Genomic DNA, 22,694 nt, shown 5'->3' with positions numbered 1-22,694 from the left:
CATGCAAAAAATCATATTAGCTGTCGCCTTGCTGTTCACACAAGCAGTTACTTTATTGGCACAAAAAAATAAACAAAAATCAAATGATACTCGCCCGAATATCATCTTCATTTTAGCGGATGATTTGGGTTATGGCGACATCGCAATCAACGGACAAAAACTTATCAAAACTCCCAATATTGATAAATTAGCCAAGCAAGGTATTCGTTTTACGCAATTTTATGCGGGAACAAGTGTTTGTGCGCCATCACGTTCTTCGCTATTAACAGGGCAACATACGGGTCATACTTATATCCGTGGCAACAAAGGTGTTGACCCAGAAGGACAAGAACCAATTGCTGATTCTGTGCGCACTGTGGCTGAAATACTTCAAAAAGCGGGTTATCAAACTGGTGCTTTTGGTAAATGGGGTTTAGGACCAGTTGGTTCGGAAGGAGATCCTAACAAACAGGGTTTTGATCAATTCTTTGGTTATAATTGCCAAACGTTAGCACACCGTTATTACCCAAATCATTTATGGCAAAACGGACAAAAAGTTGTGTTGGAAACTAATAAAAATTTGATTGAAAATAAAGAATATGCCCCAGATATTATTCAAAAAAAGGCATTAGAGTTTGTTGATAACAGAGTAAAAGACAAACCGTTTTTCTTATTCTTACCTTATATTCTACCACATGCTGAATTACTTGTTCCTAACGATAGCATCTTGGAATATTATAAAAAACAGTTCAATGAAAAGCCATATAAGGGAAATGATTATGGTGTAAAAGCCACAAAAGGCGGTTATACTTCGCAAGAATATCCACATGCTACTTTTGCAGCTATGGTTAGCCGACTTGATTTATATGTCGGTCAAATTCTTGAAAAATTAAAGCAAGAAGGTTTAGATAAAAATACTTTGGTGATTTTCACGAGTGACAACGGTCCACATAAAGAAGGTGGTGCTGACCCTGTTTTCTTTAACAGTGGCGGTGGTTTCAGAGGCGTAAAACGAGATTTGTATGAAGGTGGAATTCGTGAACCATTCATCGCTCGTTGGACGAACGTCATAAAACCCAACTCACAGAATAATCATATTGGTGCTTTTTGGGATATTCTACCCACTTTCGCTGAATTAGCTGGTGTAAAAGCGCCTAAAAATACTGATGGACTTTCATTTGTCCCAACTTTAAAAGGTAATAAATCACAAGCAAAACACGCATATCTTTATTGGGAATTTCATGAAAATGGTGGGGTTCAAGCGGTACGACAAGGCAATTGGAAAGCCGTAAAATTGAATGCTTCTGTAAATCCTAAGAATGAAGTAGAATTATATGATTTAGCAAAAGATCCAGCTGAAAGTAAAAATATTGCCAAGCAATTTCCTGAAAAAGCAAAGGAGTTGGAAGGATTGATGAATTCATCACATGTAGAATCTACTTTATTTCCGTTTGTAAGTCAGAATAAGTAGGTTTGTAAAAATTTAAGCGACAGCCCGCCAAAACTAAAGAGAGTCAACCACCGACTTTCCTGAAAGATTTGACAAAGCTGTCGCTTAAATATTAATATTATATCCTATTTATTCGATAGACAAAGATACTAATTTTATCTAAAAGAACCATGCAAAATCAAAAATTAAGCATAAATTAATTGCGCTGATTTATTTTGAACTGACTTTCTTACGAAAATATCTTGCTCGTAAATATCCACAATAGCTTTTATAATCAAGTCGATTTCAGCTGGTGTGTTATATTTACAAAATGAAAAACGAACGCTGTCTTTATCAAGATTACGATTCAACGTTTTTAAAACATGTGAACCATTATTCGTTAAATTAGAACAAGCACTTCCTCCAGAAACCGCTATTCCAAGTGCATCTAAACGATTTACCAATACTCCACCTTTCTTTAAATTCGGGAAAGCAACGTTTAAAATATTGGGTAAGCTATCGGTAGTAGAATCACTTTCTCCGTTAAATGAAATTTCATCTCCAAACAAATCATGCAAGGCCGTAATCATCTTTGATTTCAAGAAAGCCACATAATTTTCGTACTCTTCTAAATTTCTGTAAGCAATTTCCAAGGCTTTTGCCATTCCTACAATACCAGCCACGTTTTCGGTTCCACCTCTTGTTCCTCTCTCTTGAGCACCGCCGTAAATATGTGGTTGAATTTTTCTGTATTTATTGATGTAAATAAACCCAACCCCTTTAGGACCATGAAATTTATGCGACGAACCAACGATGTAATCAATATAAAGTTTTGTGACATCAAATCTATGTTTCCCGATAGTCTGTGTGGTATCACTATGAAAAATAGCATCGTATTTTTTACAGATTTCTCCAATTTTTTTTATGTCTGTCAGATTCCCAATTTCATTATTGCCGTGCATCAAACTCACGAGTGTTTGCTGATTATTTTTCAAAAGCCATTCAAATTGCTCAAAATCTACATTGCCTCTATTATCAAGTCTTACAAAATCAATTTCTAAATCATTATGCTGACTATACTGCCCTAATGTTTGTAAAACGGCTTTATGTTCTAATCTACTTGTGATAACATTTCTGACTTCATAAGTTTTAATTGCACCAGAAATTGCCAAATTATTTGCCTCTGTTGCACCAGAAGTAAAGAAAATATCATTTTCAGAAGCGTTTAAAAGCTTCGCAATTTTATGACGAGCCTCTTCTACGGCCTCTCTGGCTTTTCTTCCAATAGCGTGGCTAGATGATGGATTTCCGAAATGATTAGTCAAATACGGAATCATCGTATCTAATACTTCCAAATCTAAGGAAGTTGTCGCAGCGTTATCACAATAAATCTCCATGGTGTTTTTTATGTTGTTTAGATTGTTGAAGGTTCAATTTTCAAGTCAATAGGTTTAAAAGGTTTTTTCCTTTCACTGTAATCTGTATTTATTGATGAAATGTAAATGAATGATATAAACTAAATTAACTAATTCCTAAAACTGAAATTTCTGTTCAAATGGAATGCAGACTCCTTTTTTATCATTACAAAATTGTCCTTTTATCCCTCCGAAAATATCTAAGGCATGTTCAACAATTCTTACTCTTGTTCTGAATTCCGCTTTGTCTTTAAAGTAGGTTACTTCAAATCCCCAGTTTTTATCTAGCTTCTTTAAGGGAGCAACTGGCGTAATTTTTCCGTCATATTCAAAAGAACCATTTTCTGCAAACCAAAAAGTAGTTGGTTGAGGACCAATATCCGCTTTGAAGTCATTAGAGTACAATGACCAACCTTTTTCTATATTCGCCGTAAAAATCAATTCTACTTCATCTCCTACTTTAAAATTAGGATTTGAATAAGTATATTTCCAATTAGCAATCTGATTTACTTGCTGGGCTTTTGCCGATACAAACGACAAAATTAATACAACGATAATAAATATACGTCTCATGATGTATTAGATTGTGGAATAGCAAGTGCTATTCCTTGATTAAACAAAATGTGTAATTTGATTTCTTCTGATTTATCATTAGAATAAGGTTGGGGCACCTTGTTGGTGGTAACAGGTTGCCAGAAGTTCGTTGAGCCTTATCTCTCCCTTCGTTCTTTATAAATCTATTTATTCGATAGACAAAGTTCTATTTTTATAATGAGTAATCCAAATATTTTAGGAATTTATTTCTTCAATTTTTCAAATTATATATCAAATTCCCATTTCGGTTAACGCTGCTTGCGCTTTGTTATCAATAGAATTTTTATACTCATGTTTTTTATAGGCAATGGCTTTTTCGAAAGACATTCTAGCTTTTAATTTATCATTCTTTTGCTGATAAATATATCCTAATTGTAAAGAAGAACTCGCTCCAAAATGGCAATTCTGGCCTGCACAAAGTGCCATAGCACGCTCAAAATAAGGAATTGCTTGATTCTGAGCATTTAATTTTTGTAAAATTCTGGCTTTTCTGAAATTAAAATTTGCTTTATCTAATTGTGCCGTAAAAGAGTTTTCATCAAGATTATCTAAAAATTCTAATGCTTCTGCATAATGTCCTCCTTCAAAAGCATAGTTCGCTTTCACAAGATTTTTATTCGGATAAATCTTTGTTTTCTGAAACTGTTCATAAAAATTTTGCGCAATAATATCTGTTTCAGAAAGCTTTTTCCCAACATTCGGAATTTTTGCCAAATGATTCAAAGCTTTATCTGGATTATTCGTCAGCCAGTTCGCCAAGAACAATTTAAAATTTACATCTTTCAAAAAACTATGTCCTCGGAAATTTTTCAAATAATTTTGATAATACTGAATAGCCTGCGGATAATTGCCTTTGTTGAATAAAATTTCAGCTTGATACAAATCGAAAATCGGCATTGCTAAATATCCTGAACCACTTGCTCTTGTCTGCAAAATTTTCTGTGCGATTTCACTTTTATTATCCCTCATTAAAATAGAAGTCGCCAAAAAGCTAATCGCCAAATTATCAGGATTGTTGTTTACAAATTGTGTTATTTCTTGACGTTCATCATCATTCAAAGTCAGTACATTCGACTGTATAAACAATTGATAAAACTTGGCTTCTTTACCGACGATTTTATCATTGATGGCAATATTCAATTCTTTCAAGCCTTGTTGAATATTTCCTTTTAATCCCAAGAGTTTTGTAACCCAACGATAATTTTCAGGAACTGAACCAATCATGACATGAAAAACGCCTAAATTCTTATAGTTCGCTGTGAAATTGGGAAATTTTTTACGATTTTCTTCCAACAATTTATAGGCTGAAATCGCATCAAAACCTCCTTTGGTTTCGTGTCCTAATTTCATTTTTACTAAAGCCCAATGAAGTTTTATTTCTGCTTGAACAAATTTATTGTAAGGCGAGTTTTCGTCTAAGTCTTCAATTAAATCTAATCGCTTATCTTCATTTTCTGCCAAACGCTCATATTCTTTTTCATCTTCACTAGCAAAAAGTACAATCATGTCTGCAAAATCTTCCAACCAAATTCTGATACCATTATTGGCAGGTTCTTTGGCTAACAATTGTTTGGCGTGTTGTACCTTTAGTTTACATAATTCGCTGTAAGCGTTTTGTAGATTAGGTGTAAATTCAAAATCATTCGCAAGTGAATTATTTGAAAACCAGAAAAGTACGATTAATATGAGGTTCCATTTTTTCATAATTTTAGCCTTTACTAATGAATAATCACTTTCGAAATAAATAAGTACAAATCAGGAATTATTGTCCATAAAGTCCTGAAACTTAAGAAAATCACGACTGAACCAACGATAAACATCAATGGTCCTCTTGGTACTTTATTGATTAAAATTGCACCAAAAGGAGCGGCAATAATTCCACCAACTACTAAACCTAAAATAATTTGCCAAGAATTAACGCCTTCAAAAAATAAGAAAGTCAATCCACTTGAAAGCGTAATTAAAAACTCAGCCGCATTCACTGAACCAATGGCATAACGAGGGTTTCTGCCTTGACCTAATAAAGATGAAGTAACGATTGGTCCCCAGCCACCGCCACCGATGGCATCCATAAATCCTCCGAAAATCGCTAAAATTCCTACTCTTTTGGTTTTGCGTTTAGCGATATTTTTCTGAAATGCTTTCTTCAAAATCACAAAACCAAGTATCAACATGTACAATGAAATATATGGTTTGATGAAATTTCCATCAATAATTTCAGAAAGTAAATAAGCACCAGCCACAGAACCAACTACGCCCCAAAGCAAAGCTCTGAATAGTTTTTTATTGATATTTTTGAATTGGTAATGCGAAATAGCTGACGCTCCTGTTGTAAACATTTCAGAAACGTGAACACTTGTACTGCTCAAAGCTGGTGGTACTCCAATACCCAAAAGAAAAGAAGTTGAAGTAATGCCATAAGCCATTCCTAAAGAACCATCGACCAATTGAGCAAGTAAGCCAACGCCAACGTATAAAAAGAAATCTTCTCCCAACCATATTTTGGTTTGATAAACGGCATCTAACAAAGGAGCTTTACCAATAAAAATGCTAAAGGCTAGCAAATAAATAGTAATGCCAATGAACCACATCAACACTCGTTCAAACTGATTGTTGAGTTTTAAACGAAGATATATTTTATTTAAGAACTGATTGTTTTCCATTTTGATGTAATTAAAAATAATACAAAAAACGCTGGTTTAGTTATTATGCAAGCCATAAATCAACCTTAAATACTGACGATTCAATGTTTTGAAATACAGCGTGACGATTAAAATAATGCTACTTAAAAAGTAAGGATTAATGGTATTTTCAAAGTGGATATAGCTAATCCATAAAATCAGAAAACATCGAATATATTCAAGATAAAAAATCCAGCGACGTTGTTCTAAAATGGCTCCACAATTCACCAGCGTAATTAATATGATGAAAGTCGTAGCAATTTGTGTGGCTAAACCTAATTGTCCTTCTAAAAGTAAAAAGGCAAATAGTGTGATTAAAATCAGCGTCATCTGTAAAACCACATAATTTCTAAAGCGTGTACTGTGTAGTTTATCGGTTTTATGAATCACAAATTTTTGTTCTAATACTCTTCTATAAGTGGGATTAATATGCTCTGGCTTGCCAAAAAGCATTTTTAATTTCTCTCTCCAGCCTTCAGCATATTTAAAAGCATAGCCCATTTCTAGCATGAAATGAAAATGTTGCCATAAAAAACTATTACTGTTTAATGGCTTTGTTAAACCATAAGTTGGCTCTTCAATTTCTTCGGCGAAAGTACCAAAGAGTTTATCCCAAATAATAAAAACATCACTGTAGTTCTTATCTAAATATTGCTCGTTATTGGCATGATGTACTCGGTGATGCGAAGGCGTTACCAAAATATATTCAAGGATTCCTAATTTCCCAACTGTACGAGTATGTATAAAAAATGGATACAAACCATGAACTAATAATATCGTCGTAATCATTTCCGCAGAAAAACCTACAATTGGCAAAAGTGACCAAAAGAAAGTACGTGCTACTGCTTGAAACAAAGTAATACGAGCCGAAACCGTAAAATTAAACTCTTCACTTTGATGATGTACCACGTGTACACTCCACAATAAATTTACTTCATGCCCTAAACGGTGATACCAATACCAAAGAAAATCTGTAATCAACAACAAACCAATCCAAGAAAGTACACTTGGCTGAATGTGGAAAATTGCAAAATGCTTGTACAAATAATCGTACACAAAATAGAATAATCCGAGTGTCAGACCATCCAACAATCTTTCTGCAATCCCTATACTGAGGTTTGAAACAGTATCATTAAAATTATAAAAATGTTTTCCTTTCTTTTTTGATACCCAGAATTCCAAGCCAATTAAAAACAAGAAGAAAGGAACTGCTAAAGCTAGATAATTGAAATTCATTGCTGATAATATTTTTATTAAGTAGTTAACAAATTTAAAACATTGTTTTTAAACTACAAAATCTATAGACTTTATATTTTTTAAATTGAGATAATTATCGCATCAATAAAGCCATTACTCTTGGGAAGATTTGGTTTTGCAATTACAAATAGCAATTTTTGTTAGTAATCAAATACAAAGGGTAAATATTTTGACTATTTACTTTCACAAGCTCCTTTCAAAAAATATAAGTTAAAACGCCACTATAAATGATGATAGAACATAAAGACTTTACTCACATAATCTTAAACCATAAAACACTATATTTTTCAGAAGAAATTCTTAGTGAGCCAGAAAATTATCCCTTAAAATTAGTTATGACATCGGCAGGAATTAGATGGTTTACTGTTGATTTTGAAAAATATCCTATGGAAGATCTTATAGATGTTCTTAAAAAACAATGTGATTCCATTCCAAAACATACTTGGGAAAATTCACTTACCTGCTTAAATAAAATTATAAACTTCCTGTCCCAAGATGGCAAGAAAATAGATTATAATACGAATAAATTCCTGAAAGAACATTTATCAATTTCACTTCTAAGAGATTTCATTGGCTATGATACAACCTTCCTTTTCACTTATATAGAAGAGCTTGAAGCCAATGAAATTGACTCAATTTTCTTAAATGGACTTATTTCAATATCTTTTGAAGCAGATTTTTCAATCGAACTAATCATTAAATTATTTAAGAAAGCTATTGATTTACAAAATGAAATTCACCTTGGATGGGTGTCAATTATTTTCGAATTAGCTTCACAAAACAATGATAAAGCCAAAAAAATTATTCAAACTCTTAAAGTTGATTCGGACTCAAAATATGATAAGTTAATAAGTCAATTAATTGGAGGCGTTTGTTCGACTTCATTCATTGAAAATATTGAGTTTTTTAATGATTTATACAAAGAAGATAAGTTTCAGCCCACTGTATTATGGGCGATGACTCGCATAGAGCAAGATTTGAATGAAGATGATATTCTTAAAATGCTTGATTTAGCAGAGACCAATAACAACGAAATACACACTTTATATAATTTGATGAGACTTTACATAATTGTTTGGGAAAGTAATCTACCCAAAGAAAATGTAACATCTCGATGTTATGAAGGTATCAAAAATCTTTTGACACATGAAAATCAAAATATTCTTTATTCTTTTTTAGAGAATATTACTTCCTACTCAAAACTCCCAGAAAAAAAAGTTTGTGAACTATTGAAACTATTCTTACAAAATCCAAATCACCCAACTTCTGTACTTTCTACAAATGGGAGCAATATTTATACACTTGATTGGTGTATAAATAAGTCTATCAAAAGCCCGAAATACTTTTTTGAGATACTCCTGTCATTTATAAATGATACCTCCCATGTATTTAAAATTGACATTTTTCAACAATCATTACCCGAAGTTCTTAAAAATTATCCAGAGGAGTCTGTACGATTTATTCTAGCATGTTTAACAGATTATAAAGGAAGATTTCGTCATTTAGGGCATAAACTTTTAGAAGAATTACTTGAATGTCATCCTAAGATTCGCTTAGGTGATGATTTGAAAGGTTTAAGTACAGAACAGCGAATAATATTGGTTTTATCTATTTCTATTCCTCAGACCCTAAAGTTTTCTAAATTGTTTCGTCTTGTTGTTCCTATTCTGGAAATAGGAGAAGACTCTGTTCAACAATTAATTATAAAAGTATTATTTGAAAACGTTCTTCAAAAAGAAGACTTAACCGATACTATAAAAGAAGAATTAAGTGAAAGTGAATTAAAAAATGAATTACTTACTATTTTAAATCAAGCAGATGAAATAAATCACCAAATTTTTGCTAGGAAGCAAGAACTCAAAGAGTTTAACCCTTCCTATACACACTATAAAATGTTCACTCTTTTCTCAAAAGTGTTTTATGGTTTTATGGACAAAAAAATACAACAAATTCGCAAAGAGCAACCTATAATGAAGGCTTTTGGGAACACTATCATTCTACTAAAGGGAGGCAGATTTAAAAGTGAGCTTAATGATAACTATACACCTTTAACAAATATTGGACACAGTTTTAGCATTCCTCAATCAGCATTTTTAGATTCAGAAGAAGAAGCACTCAATAATTTATTTTATTTTAACGAAAACTGGGAAACCACTAAAGACTGGCAAAAATGGTTGAGAAAATTTTAGTACGAGAATACTTATCAAGTTTAAAAGAAGATGGAGAATTAGATTATATTTTCGTTTTTCTCTTAGAGGCAATGGGCTTTGAAATAATTACAACACCTAAACAATCAAAAGGACAGTCTCAATATGGAAAAGACGTTGTTGCTTTAGGTGAGATTAAAGGATTAAAATATTGTTGGAATTTTGAGTTAAAAGGTTTTGCGGATAAAGATGTTAATAGTACATCTTTCAACAAAGACGATGGTATCAGAATGTCTTTACTTGAAATTAAAGATGTGGCATATAAAAATAATAGTTATCCAGACTTTGACAAATTACCTAAAAAGGTTGTACTGGTTCACAATGGAGTAGTTAAAGAAAATTTTAAGCCTCAATTTAACGGGTTTATAGAACAAAATTTTGAAGAAGGAGTATTTGAAGATTGGGATATTTACCGTTTGACAGACTTATTCTCTGAACACTTATTTGGGGAGTATTTACTTGCAGATGATAAAAATTCCTACGCCTTCAAACGTTTATTGATGTTTTTAGATGTTCCTGATTATAATTTTGAGGATTTAGAAATCCTTTTTTCAAATATTATTCAGGAATATAAAACTAATTCTAACGAAAGACAACGTTTGAAAATGTTTGCTACACTTAACTTACTAATGATGATTGTTTGGAGTTATGCACGACAAAAAGATAATCTTAATCCAGCAAAGCATTGTATAAATTATATCATTCTAAATACATGGGAATTCATATTGGTGAATGATTTTGAAAATTCAAAAAAACATCGATTCAATTTTAACAGATTACTTAATACTCAACTTAAATTTTATAATGAATATTTTTCTAAAACATGGGAAGTAGCTTCTTTTAAAAATGGGCTTTTTATCCCTTCTGGTTTAGGATTTGAAAACATAGGATATTCAATGCGAGCATTCGAGTATATGGATAATTTGGTATATTACTACGAGTTAAATAATGCTTTTGTTAAAGTTGATGAACTAATTAGGTTTCTAAAAAATCAAAAAAATAGCTTGAAATCATTGATTGACAATAATCAAAAAGGATGTAGTAAACCTATTTTAGATAATCATTTTATTCCCATTTTCCATCTTGTAAATTTCTTTTTGAGTAGCATAGATAGAACTCAAGAAGATGAGGAGTTTATAGTTCGCTATATAAGAGATTGTATAGAACAAATTATATTACGAAAACAGATAAAAAGTGTATTCCCATATCATGGTTATAATATGGATAGCTTAATTCATCTGGAAGCCACCAATGAAAAACAAAAGGATTATCCAGATAAAAGTTCTTTATTGATTCCATTTTTATTAGAAATCATCACTATTTTTTCTTTGGACGAACTATATGCTGAATGTATAATTTTTTTCGATAAAGAATTAAGCCTTCAAACTGCAATACCAAATTTTGAAGGTTTTCCTGATTTTGAACAACGTTTTTTCAAAGGGCATTTACATAATGAATATGACATAGAATTTAGTGTTAAACTTCCTTCAACTTTACAAGAATACAAGGAAAAACTTAATAAAAAGAAAGCTGAAAAAGTACTTTTTAGAACAGAAAAAGCTGGATATGGATTTTTAATAACTTTAGCTCGCTCTTTTTATAAAAATGAACCATTTCCTGATAATTGGAGATGTTGGCTTAGTAAATAATTTTGATGTCCCTTTTGATAAGCTTATTCAAAGGGGGCTTCAAAATTGATAATCTCAGGCAATTATGCTACAGCACGATATTTGATTGAATAAGGAATGTTATTAGCAGCACTAAATACAGCTCCTAACATTTCTGAAGGTGAAAATGGTTTGCTGAAATCCTCATCAATGGCATCATAAACAATTCTTCCTTGCTGACTAATTACATAAGTAGCAGGCACTGGCACATCTTCTGAAATTCCAGCAATTCTCTCCCAAACTGCATATTCTTGTGAATACACTCCAAATTGTTTTGCAATTTGATTATTAGGGTCGGCAACTACATTGAACGGAACATCGAAATAAGCTACTAACTCTTTGGTCTCTTCTAATGAAGCTTGAACAACAACTAATAAGTCACCGCCCAATGCTAAAATTTCTTGATAGGAAGCCTTTAAAATATTCAAATGCTTTAAGCCATATTCATTCCAACCGCCTGATAAAAAGCTAATCGTCAATGGCTTATTTTGCTGAATTTGTTGGAATACTAATTTTTGTGTATTGGCTTGTTCTGAAAGATTTTGCCATACGCCACTCGCTTTAGAGATAGACAATAAAGGTAAACGTGAACCTATTTTTAAAGGTGATAATTTGGCTGTGTTGCCTTTGAATATATTTACGGGAAAAGTAGTATCCCAAATGATTGCGTTTGATTGACCGTTAACTTGCATTATAATAATATTTTTTAATTGATATGTGCCTTTATTAGTTTGATAGAACAAAATTACAACAAAAAATCTTATATCCTATAGACTTAATAGATTATTTGATTAAAAATTTACAATTTGCTGTAAATCTACTTATTACGATACAATTTAATAAAGGCTTCCATTTCTTTAATAGAGAAAATGCTTTCAAAATCATCATCTACAAAGCTGTAAATAATAAGAAGATTACCGACGATGATAAAAGTAGCTGGCAATGGTACTTCATTTGAGATTCCTGTAATTCGATGCCAAATGGGATAATCTTTTGAAAAAACGCCTAATTTTTCTGCAATAGCATTTTCTTGATCATGGCAAATATTAAAAGTCAATTTATATTTACTGACCAAAGTGTCTAAATCATCAGGAGCGACATCTGTCAAAACTAAAATATCTGCTCCAATATTTTTCAAACGCTTATGTGCTTTTTGCATTAATTCTAAGTGAATTTCAGCATAATTATTCCATGATGGTGAAAAGAAACTTAATACTAAAGGTCGAAAAAGCATCAATTCACTTAAGGCAAAATTAGGAAGATGTTCAATATTTTTAGGAAGGGTAGTCCAGCGTCCATTAGCCCTAATCAGCTTAAAATTGGGTACAAAATTACTTGCCTGAAGTGCTTTCGGACGATTTTGTTCTATACTATTTTGCATGTTGATGAATATATAAATTTATAATGAGGTACTAAAAATCGAATTGATAATTCCTTTGCCTACTTTCCAATCAGCAAGGTTCGAATTAGCGTTGATATGCCCTAAAGCTCCAATATTTACAAATTGGCTTCCCCAACTTTCTGCCCAATGCTTTGCCCTTTCAATGGTGGCGTAATCATCATTTGTACTTGCAATCAGCACCGTTTGATAAGGAAGTAATCCTGTTGGAATGGGCGAAAAACCTAAAATTTCTTTTGGGAAACCTGCACTTTCAGCATCGGCTGGAGCAACCAATATAATACCCGCAATGTTAGTGGAAGTATATTTTTTTGCCCAATGAACCACAGCCAAACAACCTAAACTATGAGCTATCAATAAAGTTGGCGTACTTAATTGATGAATAGATTCGTTCAATGTTTCAACCCATTTTTCAACTTCTGGTGCATCCCAATCTTCTTGCTCTACTCTATTAAATATTTCAGGATTTTCCTGTTCCCAAATTGTTTGCCAATGCTTGGGTCCTGAACTTCCTAAACCTGGAACTGTTAAAAAATGTGTTATCATGATTTTTTAAAAAACGTTAGTAAATATACGTCTATCAGAATTAAACTCAAACCAAATAGACTATAAAACCGATAGACAAAGATTATTAATCAAGCTTGTATTTGCAAATTTTATTTAAAATTTATCCTCAAAAACAGTCATTTCTCTTTTAGAGAAAAATCTTATGGGTTCTATTGAAATAACCATTCTGTAAATTTTCATAGAGTGTTTATTATTTTTTCAACAAGGCAAAGAGTATAAAATGAACAAATCGTGTTTTACTTACACAATTTATTACAAAAGATTTAAATAAAATTCCTCCAAGTTTATTTTTATGAAAAGAAGAGATTTAATCAAAACAATGTTGGCGACTGTTCCTGCCTTGCATCTTACCCAAGCAATTGCGCAGAATAATTTAAATGGTTTAGCAGGTGATGGGCTTGAGCCAATGGCAAAAGGTCCTTTTAATCCAGATTGGGAGTCTTTGAAGCAATATCAAACCCCTGATTGGTTCAGAGATGCAAAATTTGGTATTTGGGCACATTGGGGTCCACAATGTCAACCAGAATTTGGTGACTGGTACGCCAGAGAAATGTATTATGAAGGAAGTAGAACCTATAAATTTCATGTAGAAAAATACGGACATCCCTCTAAATTTGGTTTCAAGGACGTCATTAACGAATGGAAAGCGGATAAATTCAATCCAGACCAATTGTTGGAATTGTACAAGCGTGCTGGTGCAAAGTATTTCATGGCTTTGGCGAATCATCATGACAATTTTGATAATTATAATAGTAAATATCAGCCTTGGAATTCGGTAAATCTTGGTCCAAAAAAAGATTTAATAGGTGCTTGGGCAAAAGCTACCAAAAAACAAGGACTACGTTTTGGGGTTAGCGTTCATGCGGCACATGCTTGGTCTTGGTTAGAGGGAAGTCAACATTCGGATAAAACAGGCGCTTTGGCAGGTGTTCCTTATGATGGAAAAATAACCAAAAAAGATGGGAAAGGCACTTTCTGGGAAGGCTATGACCCACAAGATTTATATGCCCAAAACCATGCTTTGAGTGAAGGAAGTGAAAATATCAATGGAATTCACAAACAATGGAATTGGGGCAATGGCGTAACACCTCCAAGTGAAAAATACTGCAATACTTTCTATAACCGCACAGTCGATTTAGTAAATAAATACGACCCAGATTTGGTGTATTTTGATGATACCGCTTTGCCATTGTGGCCTGCAAGTAATGTAGGTTTGCGTTTTGCTGCGCATTATTACAATAGAAGTATCAAAAAACATGGAAAATTGGAAGCTGTCATCAATGGTAAAATTTTAGATGAAGAGCAACGTAAAACGATGGTTTGGGATATTGAAAGAGGGCAAAGTAACAACATTGAACCACTCCCTTGGCAAACGGATACTTGTATTGGTAGTTGGCATTATGACCGACGCATTTATGAGCAAAAGCGTTATAAAAGTGCCAAAACGGTGATTCATACTTTAATTGATGTAGTGAGTAAAAATGGAAATTTGATGTTAAGCGTGCCACTAAGAGGTGATGGTTCTATTGATTCGGAAGAACAAAAAGTAGTAGAAGGTATTGCAGACTGGATGGCAATTAACAGTGAGTGTATTTTTGCGACAAGACCTTGGAAAGCATTTGGCGAAGGTCCAGCGATGGAAAAAGCTGCTCCACTTTCTGCTCAAGGATTTAATGAAGGGAAAGGATTGCCATTTACAGTAAATGATATTCGCTTTACTACCAAAGGAGATGTATTGTATGCTATTCCGCTTGGAAAACCAACTGAAAATAAGTTATTGATAAAAAGTTTGGCTTCAGGAAATACTCTTTATCCAAAGGAAATCGCAAAAGTAATTTTGGTAGGAAAAGAAAGCACCTTGAATTTTACCAGAACTTCAGAAGGTTTATTGGTTGATTTACCCGAAAACGTCAAAGAAGAATTTGCTTTTGCTTTGAAAGTTTTGCCTGCTTAGGTGGAAGCATTTAGGTAAACCTATAAGGATTCATATAATTATCTAATAATAAGAATTTGAACATCAAATCCTTGTAGGTTTATATGCTAAATTTATTTATTCCAAATGCTTAGTAAAAAGCATAAATTCATTTACAAATTTTTCAAGGCTTCATAAACTTTTGAAAACTTACGATAGCTTTCTTGATACACTGCTTCATGTTTTGGATTTGGTATAAAAATTTTTTCTTCAATATCAAGACAATTCGTATTAATCCCAAAAGCATCCAAACCAATCATTACTGCTCCCCAACATGAACCTTCAATGGTTTGAGCCACGACTACTTTCATCTGAAAAATATCTGCCGCAATTTGCAACCAAACATCACTTTTGGCAAAGCCCCCACTTGCCATAATCGTAATTTCTTTTCTTTGGTTTTTATCAGGCAAAAGAATTTCTGTAATACTTAATAAACCAAACAAAATACCTTCAAGCGTAGCCCGAATAGCATGTGCCTTTTTATGATTTATCGTAATACCCAATAAAGTTCCTTGTGCGGAAGCATCCCAAATGGGCGCTCTTTCTCCTAATAAATATGGCACAAAAATTAAACCTCCTGAACCCGCCTCAATACTTCCAGCTTGTTCAAATAAAGATTCGAATGATTCTTCTGTCTCTAAAATCGCTTCTTTCAACCATTGCAGAATTACTGCCCCATTATTCACTGCACCCAACACTAAATACTGATTATCAATCAGATGATAACATTGCGTTCGCATTTTATCATCAATAAATGGCTTGTCAATCGGTAATCTTACTGCGCCACTTGTACCAATCGTTAAAGACATTCTGCCTTTTTGCATCGCACCAGTTCCCAAATTTGCTAAAGCTCCATCGCCACCACCAATCACCAAAGTACGATTTCCAGCCACTGTTTTAGCTTGATGCTTTGGGCTTACAATTTTAGAAAGTTTATTTACGTCAATAGCTAAATGTGCTAAAATATCCTTGTTCCAAGTAAGCGTTTCAATATCCATCAATCCAGTACCCGAAGCCATTGAAGAATCTACCACATATTCACCTGTTAAATGATGCCAAACGTATTCTTTGATACTGATGAATTTATAGGTTTTTGTAAAAACTTCAGGTTCATTTTCTCGTAGCCAAAGTATTTTGGTCATCGGACAAAATGTATGAATTGGAATTCCTGTTTTTTGATAAAATTCTTTGCCTGTAGTACTTTCTTTTAGTTTCGTCGCTTCATCGCTTGCACGATTATCTGCCCAAAGTATTACATCAGTTAGCGGATTTCCCTGCTCGTCAATCGCAATAAGGCTTTGCATCGCAGAACTAAAACTGATAAAAAAGGGACTCGTATTTTGGGTAATTTTTTCAATACATTCCAACACTGCCTCTAAAATTTCAGCAGGTTTCTGGATACTCCAATCAGGTTCAGGATGATACATTTCATATTCTTTGGAATATTGTTGTATCATTTTCCCTTCGTTAGTAAAAACAATTGCTTTGGTGGCAGTTGTTCCGATATCAATTCCTATATAAAAATGGTTCATTATCTTTCAATCGGTGAATTCCGAAAGAATTTCATCGATATTGCTGTGTTGAAATTAACATTTTGAGAATAATCAAATCAATAAGCGCCCGAATATATTTAATCCAGACGCTCGGCGATTTATTTCTTTTCGACAGCATGACCGCCAAATTCATTTCTCAAGGCAGCTACTACTTTTCCAGAAAAAGTATCTTCCATTTGCGAACGATAACGCATCATTACCGAAAGGGCAATTACAGGCGTTGGTACGCCTAAATCTAAAGCCGTTTCCAAAGTCCATTTTCCTTCTCCCGAAGAGTGCATAATACCTTTGATACCGTCTAGTTTAGCATCTTTAGAGAAAGCTTTTTCTGTTAATTCCATCAACCAACCACGCACAACTGAACCATGATTGAACATTTTTGCCGTTTTCTGGAAGTCAATATCAAATTCAGAATGTTCAAATACTTCAAAGCCTTCGGCAATGGCTTGCATCATTCCGTACTCAATTCCGTTATGAACCATTTTCGTAAAATGTCCGCTTCCAGCCGCACCAGTATGTAAATATCCGTTTTCTACCGAAATATCTTTGAATACTTTTTCTACATAAGCAAATACTTCATCTTCACCACCAATCATCGTACAAGCACCATTTAAAGCCCCCGAAGTACCACCCGAAGTACCGCAATCTAAGAAATCTATCCCTTTACTTTTAAGATAAGTGTAGCGTTTTTTTGACTCTTTATAGTTTGAATTTCCACCATCAATAACTATGTCTGAAGGATTCAAAAAAGGCAAGAGTTTTTCAATTACTTGGTCAACAATTTCGCCAGCTGGTACCATCAACCAAATTACTTTTCTTCCTGTTAATTTTTGGGTTAAAGCATCAATTGTATTAGCAGGTTCAATTCCTTCTTCGGCAATTTTTTGAACGAATTCAGCATTGACATCATTGGCAATTACTTCATAGCCATTTCTTTGTAAGTTAAGTGCTAGGTTGAAACCCATTTTGCCTAAGCCTATAATTCCGATTTGCATAATGTTAAAGTTTACTGTGTTGGATAAATATTATTAAAATGGTATTTTAAAAAGCTAAAATAGAGAAATTAAGACAATTTGATGAATTATTCTCTATTGAATCTTTCAAAGATAAAATAAAGACTCCATGAAAACATGGAGTCTATACTGTTATGATATTGGATAATAGTTTGATACGCTGATGAAACTATTTATCCCACCAAACTTTAGTATCTAAGTCATCCGCTCCTTGTCGAGCCACTGCAGCATCCAAATTGGCTTTATTCACTGAAATTTCATCTACAGGATACGACAAACGATTAATAAAATTTCCTTTGATTTCTTTTCCAGGATAAGGATTCGCCGCCAATGCCGGGAAACCACTTCTACGGAAATTGGCAAATGCCTCAGGATTATTCATGAATGAAGCTACCCAATATTGCGTATTGATTTGCTCTAAAGCCTTTGCTGCATTAAATGGATTGGCTGTAAAATAAGCTTCAATATTAGCATCCGACACATTTGAATTAGCATCATATTCTGTAAATTGTTGAATATGACCTTTTACGCCAGCTTTGTAATAATCAACAGTGTTTCCGCTAATCCAACCTCTTTGAGCAGCCTCAGCTAACAAAAGTTGGGTTTGTCCGAAAGTAACGAAGAAGCAAGGAGCATCAAATTTTCCAATTTTAGTTCTATCTACTTGCGAATACATTTCTATTGCTCCCGGATAATTAGGCGCTTTAGCAATACTACTTTGGTCGTAACCGGCAGGTATTCCAATTTGGGCTGCTGGGTCTTTTGTAAAATTGGTTGGATCTTGAAGTTTAGTATTATACTTCAAAGCGATTATACCTAAACGTGGGTCATTGGTACTTTTCAAGAAATTAACAAAAGCTCCATGCAAATAAAAATTGGCTCTTTCGCTTCCATTCAACTGACTACCAATTTCATTTGTATAAGCTGCCGAATGACGCAAAATACAATTATCAGCATTCGCCTGCATCACACCGCCCGCAAAAGCCTTTTTCACATAATTTTGTGCTGTATTTGCATCTACTTTGGTTAAACGCATCGCTGCACGCAATAGTAAAGAATAACCCAAACGCTTCCATTTCGTAACATCACCTGCATAAATAATATCACTTACTTCTTTGGTTTTGTTGACATCTAATGCGGCTGAAGCTTCGTCTAATTCTTTTAAAATATCCGTATAAATCGCTTGCTGAGCATCATATTTCGGGAACATTGTTCCTTGTAAATAACCTAAACCTGCTTCAGTATAAGGAACATCGCCATAGCTATCTGTCAAAATCATAAAAGTATAAGCCTTCCAGATACGAGCCATGTTGTATAAATTACTTCGAGAAGCATCACCTTTGGTTTTAGCAATAACATCTACCAAATGTTTATTTACTTCTCTGTAATATCTTTGCCAGTTTACACCGGTAACCGATGTATTATTTTGATTAACATTCCCTCCTGCATTTACGCCCAAATATGGCGAAACGATTTGTTGAACAATAGCAGCTTCGTAAATGACAGATTGCCAAGTAAAAGAAGAGCGTAAAGTAGCATTATTTAATTCATAAACGGGATTAAGTGCCGTTGGATTTACTTTATTGGTATTTAACTCGTCGAAGCCTTTATCGCAACTGCTAAAAAAGCTAGAAGCAATAAGTATGCTGATATATAAAGTTATTTTTTTCATTTTCTTAATATTAACAATTGAGTACTTATGAATTTAATCTGATAGAAGTATAAATGATAGAATTTCAAAAGCCTAAAGCTTATCGCCTCTACCGCCTAAAGCCAAATTAGAATTTCACATTCAAATTAAAGCCAATACTTCTGCTGGTTGGTAAACCTGTTGATTCTAAACCGACAAGGTTATCCGACGAGAAGCCAAATTGCTCTGGGTCGAGGTTTGGAACCCATTTTTTAATCATCAATACATTGTTGGCTACTGCATTTAATCTAATTCCTTTGATAAACCAGTTTTTAGGTAATTTCTTTGTGAAATCATAGCCAATAGTAATCTGACGTAATTTCCAGAAACCTGAATCATACACAAACTCTTCTGCAATATTGTTGGCACGAATGGTTTCATAGAATGATTGCAAAGGCGTTTTTACCGCATTAGGTTCACCTTTACTATTTACGCCATCGCCAATTACATAGTTTTGTTCACGACCCACCAAAGTACCTTTGTGCAAACCTTCACGCCAAGCATTGTAGTTTGTTCCAGAAATCATTTTTCCACCTAATTTGAAATCAATTAAGAATGATAAAAGGATGTCTTTATAACGGAAATTATTCGTAATTCCACCAACCCATTTTGGTAAAGCACTTCCAAAATTCACTAAATCATTTGTTCTTTCTGGGCGACCACTTTGGTCATTGAAAATTTTACGTCCTTGTGCATCACGCTTGTAAGCAAAACCATATAATTGACCAAGTGGCAAACCAACAACCTGACGCAAAACACCCGTATAAATACCCGTTCCAACAGTGATATTACTTTGGTTTCCAGCCAATTCTAATACTTGTGAAGTATTGTATGAACCATTAATATTTACGTCCCAAGAGAATTTGTTGCTTTTTACTGGCGAGAAAGTAAGCATGGCTTCAATCCCTTCGTTCTGACTTTTTCCGCTGTTCAACAAAGTGGTTTGGTAACCAGAGGCGTCAGATACTTGTGCTGAAAGAATTTGATCTGAAGTAATTTTCTTGTAATAAGAAACGTCTAAACCTACTTTATTCTTGAACAATTTCAATTCTAATCCAAATTCAGTTTCTTTCACACGCATCGGGCGAAGGGCTGTATTCGGAACAGTAGTCGTGTTGATTGAACCAATTGGTTGGTTTTGTAAAAGGTTACTTCCAACAGTATAAAATAAGTTATTTGCATAAGGTTGAACGTCGGTATCACTTCCTACTTCTGCATAAGCTGCTCTTAATTTACCGAAAGAAAGCCATTCAGGCGTATTCTCGAAAGCTTGAGTAAATACAAAACTTCCTGTTACTGATGGGTATTGAACTGCACGAGAACCAGCAGCCAAAGTAGAGAACCAATCGTTACGACTTGTTACGTTCACGAACAAAAAGTTTTTGTAAGAAATCTCAGCTGCTCCATACAATGAATTTACTTGACGTTCACTCAATCCATACAAAGGGTCTTTCAATTGTCCATTCATTACGGTATAAAGTCCACGCACTACAAAATTTTGGACATAAACACTGTTATAATCACTACGACGATACATTTGGTTTCCACCCAATGTTAAATCGAAACTGAAATCTCCGACAGTCTTTTTAGCGCCAATCAAGAAATCGGCATTGGTTTCACGGAAACGACGAGTTTCTTGTGTGTATTGACCATTCACAAAACCCGCAGGCGCTACGCCTAATGAAGCTTCACCCGTTGGGAAGTTATAATCTTGGTCACGAGAGTAATAATCTTGTCCGATTCTTCCTTGGAAATACAACCAATCCGTAAGATTATAACGTAAAGTAATATTGCCCAAAATTCTATCACGACGAATGTTCTCAAAACGCTCATAAACAGAGTAATAAGGATTTGTACGATTTCTGAAACGTGACCATACGTATTCATCACCATTGGCATCCAAACGTTTTGATTCTAATAAATCAAAAGGCATTGAGTTCGACATCGTGTAAAGTACCGTTGGGGTACTTAAATCTTGTTGTCCGATTTGCGGTGGATTACGGTTGTATTCATTTGAATAATTTACGTTCCCCATCAAGATAAGCTTAGAGGTTAAATTATAGTTAAAGCCTAAATTTATTGTCTTTTTATTATAATCTGAATTAGGGACAATACTTGTATTTTTTAAATTAGAAAGTGACAAATTAAAACCTCCTTTTTCTGAACCAGACGAAAGTGAAACTGTATTTGTCCATGAAGTTCCTGTGCGATAAAACTTGTTAATTCTATTGTAAACAGGTTCGTAAGGTACTTCTATGCCATCAAATAAAATCTGTTTCATACCCGGCTGAAATTTTTCACCAAAACTCCAAACACCCGTTTGTGGATTAGGAGTAGTTGGTCGAACACCATTTTCTCCCTGACCGTACTCATATTGAAAGTCCGTGAAATCTAATGGTGTATCGACTGTATAATTGCTGTTGTACTCAATACCTATTCCTTTACCACTTCCTTTAGTTTTCGTCGTAATCATCACTACACCGTCTTTTGCACGAGAACCATATAAAGCTGCCGCAGTTGCTCCTTTTAAAACCGTCATCGTTTCGATGTCGTCAGGGTTGATACTTGTCAAACCATCCCCACCATCAGAGGTATTAAAGCTTCTGTTTGCTAATGAACCATCACTATTTCCATTTGGATTTGCACCAAAATTGGTATTATCCATCGGCACACCGTTCACTACAATCAATGGATTGTTTTGTCCGTTGAAAGAAGATTGTCCACGAATACGAATTTTACTTGTTCCTGCCGGGCCAGTTCCTAAAGAAGTAATATTTACACCCGCCATTTTGCCTTGTAAACCATTCATAAAGTTTACTTGGCGGTTGGTTGTAATTTGTTCAGCATTGACACTAGCAGTGGCATAACCTAATTTTTTGGCTTCTTTCTTAATCCCTAAAGCCGTAACCACAACTTCTTCAAGATTTTTAGTTTCTTCTACCAAGGATACATTAATAATTGTTTTACCACCAACTGCAATTTCTTGCGTTACATAACCGATAGAGGTAAAAATTAAAGTAGCGTTGCTAGGAATTGAAACTTTGTAATTTCCTAAAACATCAGTTGTAGTTCCTTGATTACTTCCTTTAATTTGTACAGAAACACCCGGAACGGCGCCGTTACTTTTGTCGGTAACAGTTCCCTTCACCACTAAATCCTGTGCAATTGAAGTAAGAGAAGAAAACATCAAAGTCAAATACAAAATGGCTTTTGTAAAGCTTTGAGGTTCAAAAAGACAGATTCGTCTAAGTTTTTTCATAGTTAAGTACGT

16 protein-coding genes and 1 riboswitch are annotated in these 22,694 nt (G+C 33.9%); of the genes, 4 read left to right on the top strand and 12 right to left on the bottom strand.

Annotated elements, in window-relative coordinates:
- The first annotated feature begins 1 nt into the window (after position 1).
- Entirely contained in the window at positions 2-1,450 is a 1,449-nt protein-coding gene (locus VB798_RS08385) for an arylsulfatase (RefSeq protein ID WP_323257874.1), read from the top strand.
- 164 nt (positions 1,451-1,614) lie between these two features.
- On the opposite strand, the gene VB798_RS08380 is transcribed toward VB798_RS08385, so the two are convergent.
- From VB798_RS08380 to VB798_RS08360, 5 genes are all read right to left on the bottom strand, one after another.
- A complete protein-coding gene (locus tag VB798_RS08380) occupies positions 1,615-2,805 on the bottom strand; it encodes a cysteine desulfurase family protein (RefSeq protein ID WP_323257872.1) in 1,191 nt (396 codons plus the stop codon).
- A gap of 135 nt (positions 2,806-2,940) precedes the next feature.
- Complete coding sequence (locus tag VB798_RS08375; protein ID WP_323257870.1) at positions 2,941-3,396, bottom strand: protein-disulfide reductase DsbD domain-containing protein; 456 nt, start codon at positions 3,394-3,396, stop codon at positions 2,941-2,943.
- 69 nt (positions 3,397-3,465) lie between these two features.
- A riboswitch (SAM riboswitch) is annotated at positions 3,466-3,561 on the bottom strand.
- 87 nt (positions 3,562-3,648) lie between these two features.
- The gene (locus VB798_RS08370; protein ID WP_323257868.1) at positions 3,649-5,121 is read right to left on the bottom strand and encodes a tetratricopeptide repeat protein; all 1,473 of its coding nucleotides are present in this window, start codon (positions 5,119-5,121) and stop codon (positions 3,649-3,651) included.
- Between the two features lie 14 nt (positions 5,122-5,135).
- Positions 5,136-6,080, bottom strand: a complete 945-nt coding sequence (locus VB798_RS08365) for a sulfite exporter TauE/SafE family protein (RefSeq protein WP_323257866.1) — start codon at positions 6,078-6,080, stop codon at positions 5,136-5,138.
- A gap of 36 nt (positions 6,081-6,116) precedes the next feature.
- Positions 6,117-7,334 carry a sterol desaturase family protein gene (locus tag VB798_RS08360; RefSeq protein ID WP_323257864.1) on the bottom strand — a complete coding sequence of 406 codons (1,218 nt, stop codon included), beginning with the start codon at positions 7,332-7,334 and terminating at the stop codon, positions 6,117-6,119.
- A 248-nt stretch (positions 7,335-7,582) separates the two neighbouring features.
- Between VB798_RS08360 and VB798_RS08355 the strand changes: the two genes are divergently transcribed.
- Both VB798_RS08355 and VB798_RS08350 read left to right on the top strand, forming a co-directional pair.
- A complete protein-coding gene (locus VB798_RS08355; protein ID WP_323257862.1) occupies positions 7,583-9,544 on the top strand; it encodes a hypothetical protein in 1,962 nt (653 codons plus the stop codon).
- Entirely contained in the window at positions 9,526-11,211 is a 1,686-nt protein-coding gene (locus VB798_RS08350) for a hypothetical protein (protein WP_323257860.1), read from the top strand. Before VB798_RS08355 ends, VB798_RS08350 begins: the two co-directional genes overlap by 19 nt.
- Positions 11,212-11,273: 62 nt before the next feature.
- Here the strand turns inward: VB798_RS08350 and VB798_RS08345 are convergent, their stop codons facing one another.
- The 3 genes from VB798_RS08345 to VB798_RS08335 form a co-directional block, all read right to left on the bottom strand.
- Positions 11,274-11,921, bottom strand: a complete 648-nt coding sequence (locus VB798_RS08345) for a redoxin domain-containing protein (protein WP_323257858.1) — start codon at positions 11,919-11,921, stop codon at positions 11,274-11,276.
- 125 nt (positions 11,922-12,046) lie between these two features.
- A complete protein-coding gene (locus tag VB798_RS08340) occupies positions 12,047-12,610 on the bottom strand; it encodes a redoxin domain-containing protein (RefSeq protein WP_323257856.1) in 564 nt (187 codons plus the stop codon).
- An 18-nt stretch (positions 12,611-12,628) separates the two neighbouring features.
- Positions 12,629-13,174 (bottom strand): RBBP9/YdeN family alpha/beta hydrolase, encoded by a 546-nt coding sequence (locus VB798_RS08335; protein WP_323257854.1) that lies wholly within the window; start codon positions 13,172-13,174, stop codon positions 12,629-12,631.
- Between the two features lie 313 nt (positions 13,175-13,487).
- Between VB798_RS08335 and VB798_RS08330 the strand changes: the two genes are divergently transcribed.
- On the top strand, positions 13,488-15,149 hold the full coding sequence (locus VB798_RS08330; protein ID WP_323257852.1) for an alpha-L-fucosidase: 1,662 nt from the start codon (positions 13,488-13,490) through the stop codon (positions 15,147-15,149).
- Positions 15,150-15,280: 131 nt separating this feature from the next.
- On the opposite strand, the gene VB798_RS08325 is transcribed toward VB798_RS08330, so the two are convergent.
- The 4 genes from VB798_RS08325 to VB798_RS08310 form a co-directional block, all read right to left on the bottom strand.
- On the bottom strand, positions 15,281-16,699 hold the full coding sequence (locus VB798_RS08325) for a gluconokinase (protein ID WP_323257850.1): 1,419 nt from the start codon (positions 16,697-16,699) through the stop codon (positions 15,281-15,283).
- 119 nt (positions 16,700-16,818) lie between these two features.
- Positions 16,819-17,715: a phosphogluconate dehydrogenase (NAD(+)-dependent, decarboxylating) gene (gene gnd / locus VB798_RS08320; RefSeq protein WP_323257848.1), complete on the bottom strand. Its 897-nt coding sequence runs from the start codon at positions 17,713-17,715 to the stop codon at positions 16,819-16,821.
- Between the two features lie 187 nt (positions 17,716-17,902).
- Positions 17,903-19,405, bottom strand: coding sequence for a SusD/RagB family nutrient-binding outer membrane lipoprotein (locus VB798_RS08315; protein WP_323257846.1), 1,503 nt, complete (start codon positions 19,403-19,405; stop codon positions 17,903-17,905).
- Between the two features lie 106 nt (positions 19,406-19,511).
- Positions 19,512-22,682, bottom strand: a complete 3,171-nt coding sequence (locus tag VB798_RS08310) for a SusC/RagA family TonB-linked outer membrane protein (RefSeq protein ID WP_323257844.1) — start codon at positions 22,680-22,682, stop codon at positions 19,512-19,514.
- Positions 22,683-22,694 lie beyond the last annotated feature (12 nt).

Source organism: Arcicella lustrica (assembly GCF_034930985.1).
GTDB lineage: Bacteria > Bacteroidota > Bacteroidia > Cytophagales > Spirosomataceae > Arcicella > Arcicella lustrica.
This window is presented reverse-complemented; position numbering and strand designations above follow the sequence as displayed.

Bases quoted from the DNA above. Each gene is read 5' to 3' on its own strand.
- VB798_RS08355 (WP_323257862.1), top strand. From the start codon at position 7,583: ATGATGATAGAACATAAAGACTTTACTCACATAATCTTAAACCATAAA.
- VB798_RS08330 (WP_323257852.1), top strand. From the start codon at position 13,488: ATGAAAAGAAGAGATTTAATCAAAACAATGTTGGCGACTGTTCCTGCC.
- VB798_RS08345 (WP_323257858.1), bottom strand. From the start codon at position 11,921: ATGCAAGTTAACGGTCAATCAAACGCAATCATTTGGGATACTACTTTT.
- gnd (WP_323257848.1), bottom strand. From the start codon at position 17,715: ATGCAAATCGGAATTATAGGCTTAGGCAAAATGGGTTTCAACCTAGCA.
- VB798_RS08375 (WP_323257870.1), bottom strand. From the start codon at position 3,396: ATGAGACGTATATTTATTATCGTTGTATTAATTTTGTCGTTTGTATCG.
- VB798_RS08310 (WP_323257844.1), bottom strand. From the start codon at position 22,682: ATGAAAAAACTTAGACGAATCTGTCTTTTTGAACCTCAAAGCTTTACA.
- VB798_RS08360 (WP_323257864.1), bottom strand. From the start codon at position 7,334: ATGAATTTCAATTATCTAGCTTTAGCAGTTCCTTTCTTCTTGTTTTTA.
- VB798_RS08325 (WP_323257850.1), bottom strand. From the start codon at position 16,699: ATGAACCATTTTTATATAGGAATTGATATCGGAACAACTGCCACCAAA.
- VB798_RS08315 (WP_323257846.1), bottom strand. From the start codon at position 19,405: ATGAAAAAAATAACTTTATATATCAGCATACTTATTGCTTCTAGCTTT.
- VB798_RS08365 (WP_323257866.1), bottom strand. From the start codon at position 6,080: ATGGAAAACAATCAGTTCTTAAATAAAATATATCTTCGTTTAAAACTC.
- VB798_RS08385 (WP_323257874.1), top strand. From the start codon at position 2: ATGCAAAAAATCATATTAGCTGTCGCCTTGCTGTTCACACAAGCAGTT.
- VB798_RS08350 (WP_323257860.1), top strand. From the start codon at position 9,526: ATGGTTGAGAAAATTTTAGTACGAGAATACTTATCAAGTTTAAAAGAA.
- VB798_RS08370 (WP_323257868.1), bottom strand. From the start codon at position 5,121: ATGAAAAAATGGAACCTCATATTAATCGTACTTTTCTGGTTTTCAAAT.
- VB798_RS08335 (WP_323257854.1), bottom strand. From the start codon at position 13,174: ATGATAACACATTTTTTAACAGTTCCAGGTTTAGGAAGTTCAGGACCC.
- VB798_RS08340 (WP_323257856.1), bottom strand. From the start codon at position 12,610: ATGCAAAATAGTATAGAACAAAATCGTCCGAAAGCACTTCAGGCAAGT.
- VB798_RS08380 (WP_323257872.1), bottom strand. From the start codon at position 2,805: ATGGAGATTTATTGTGATAACGCTGCGACAACTTCCTTAGATTTGGAA.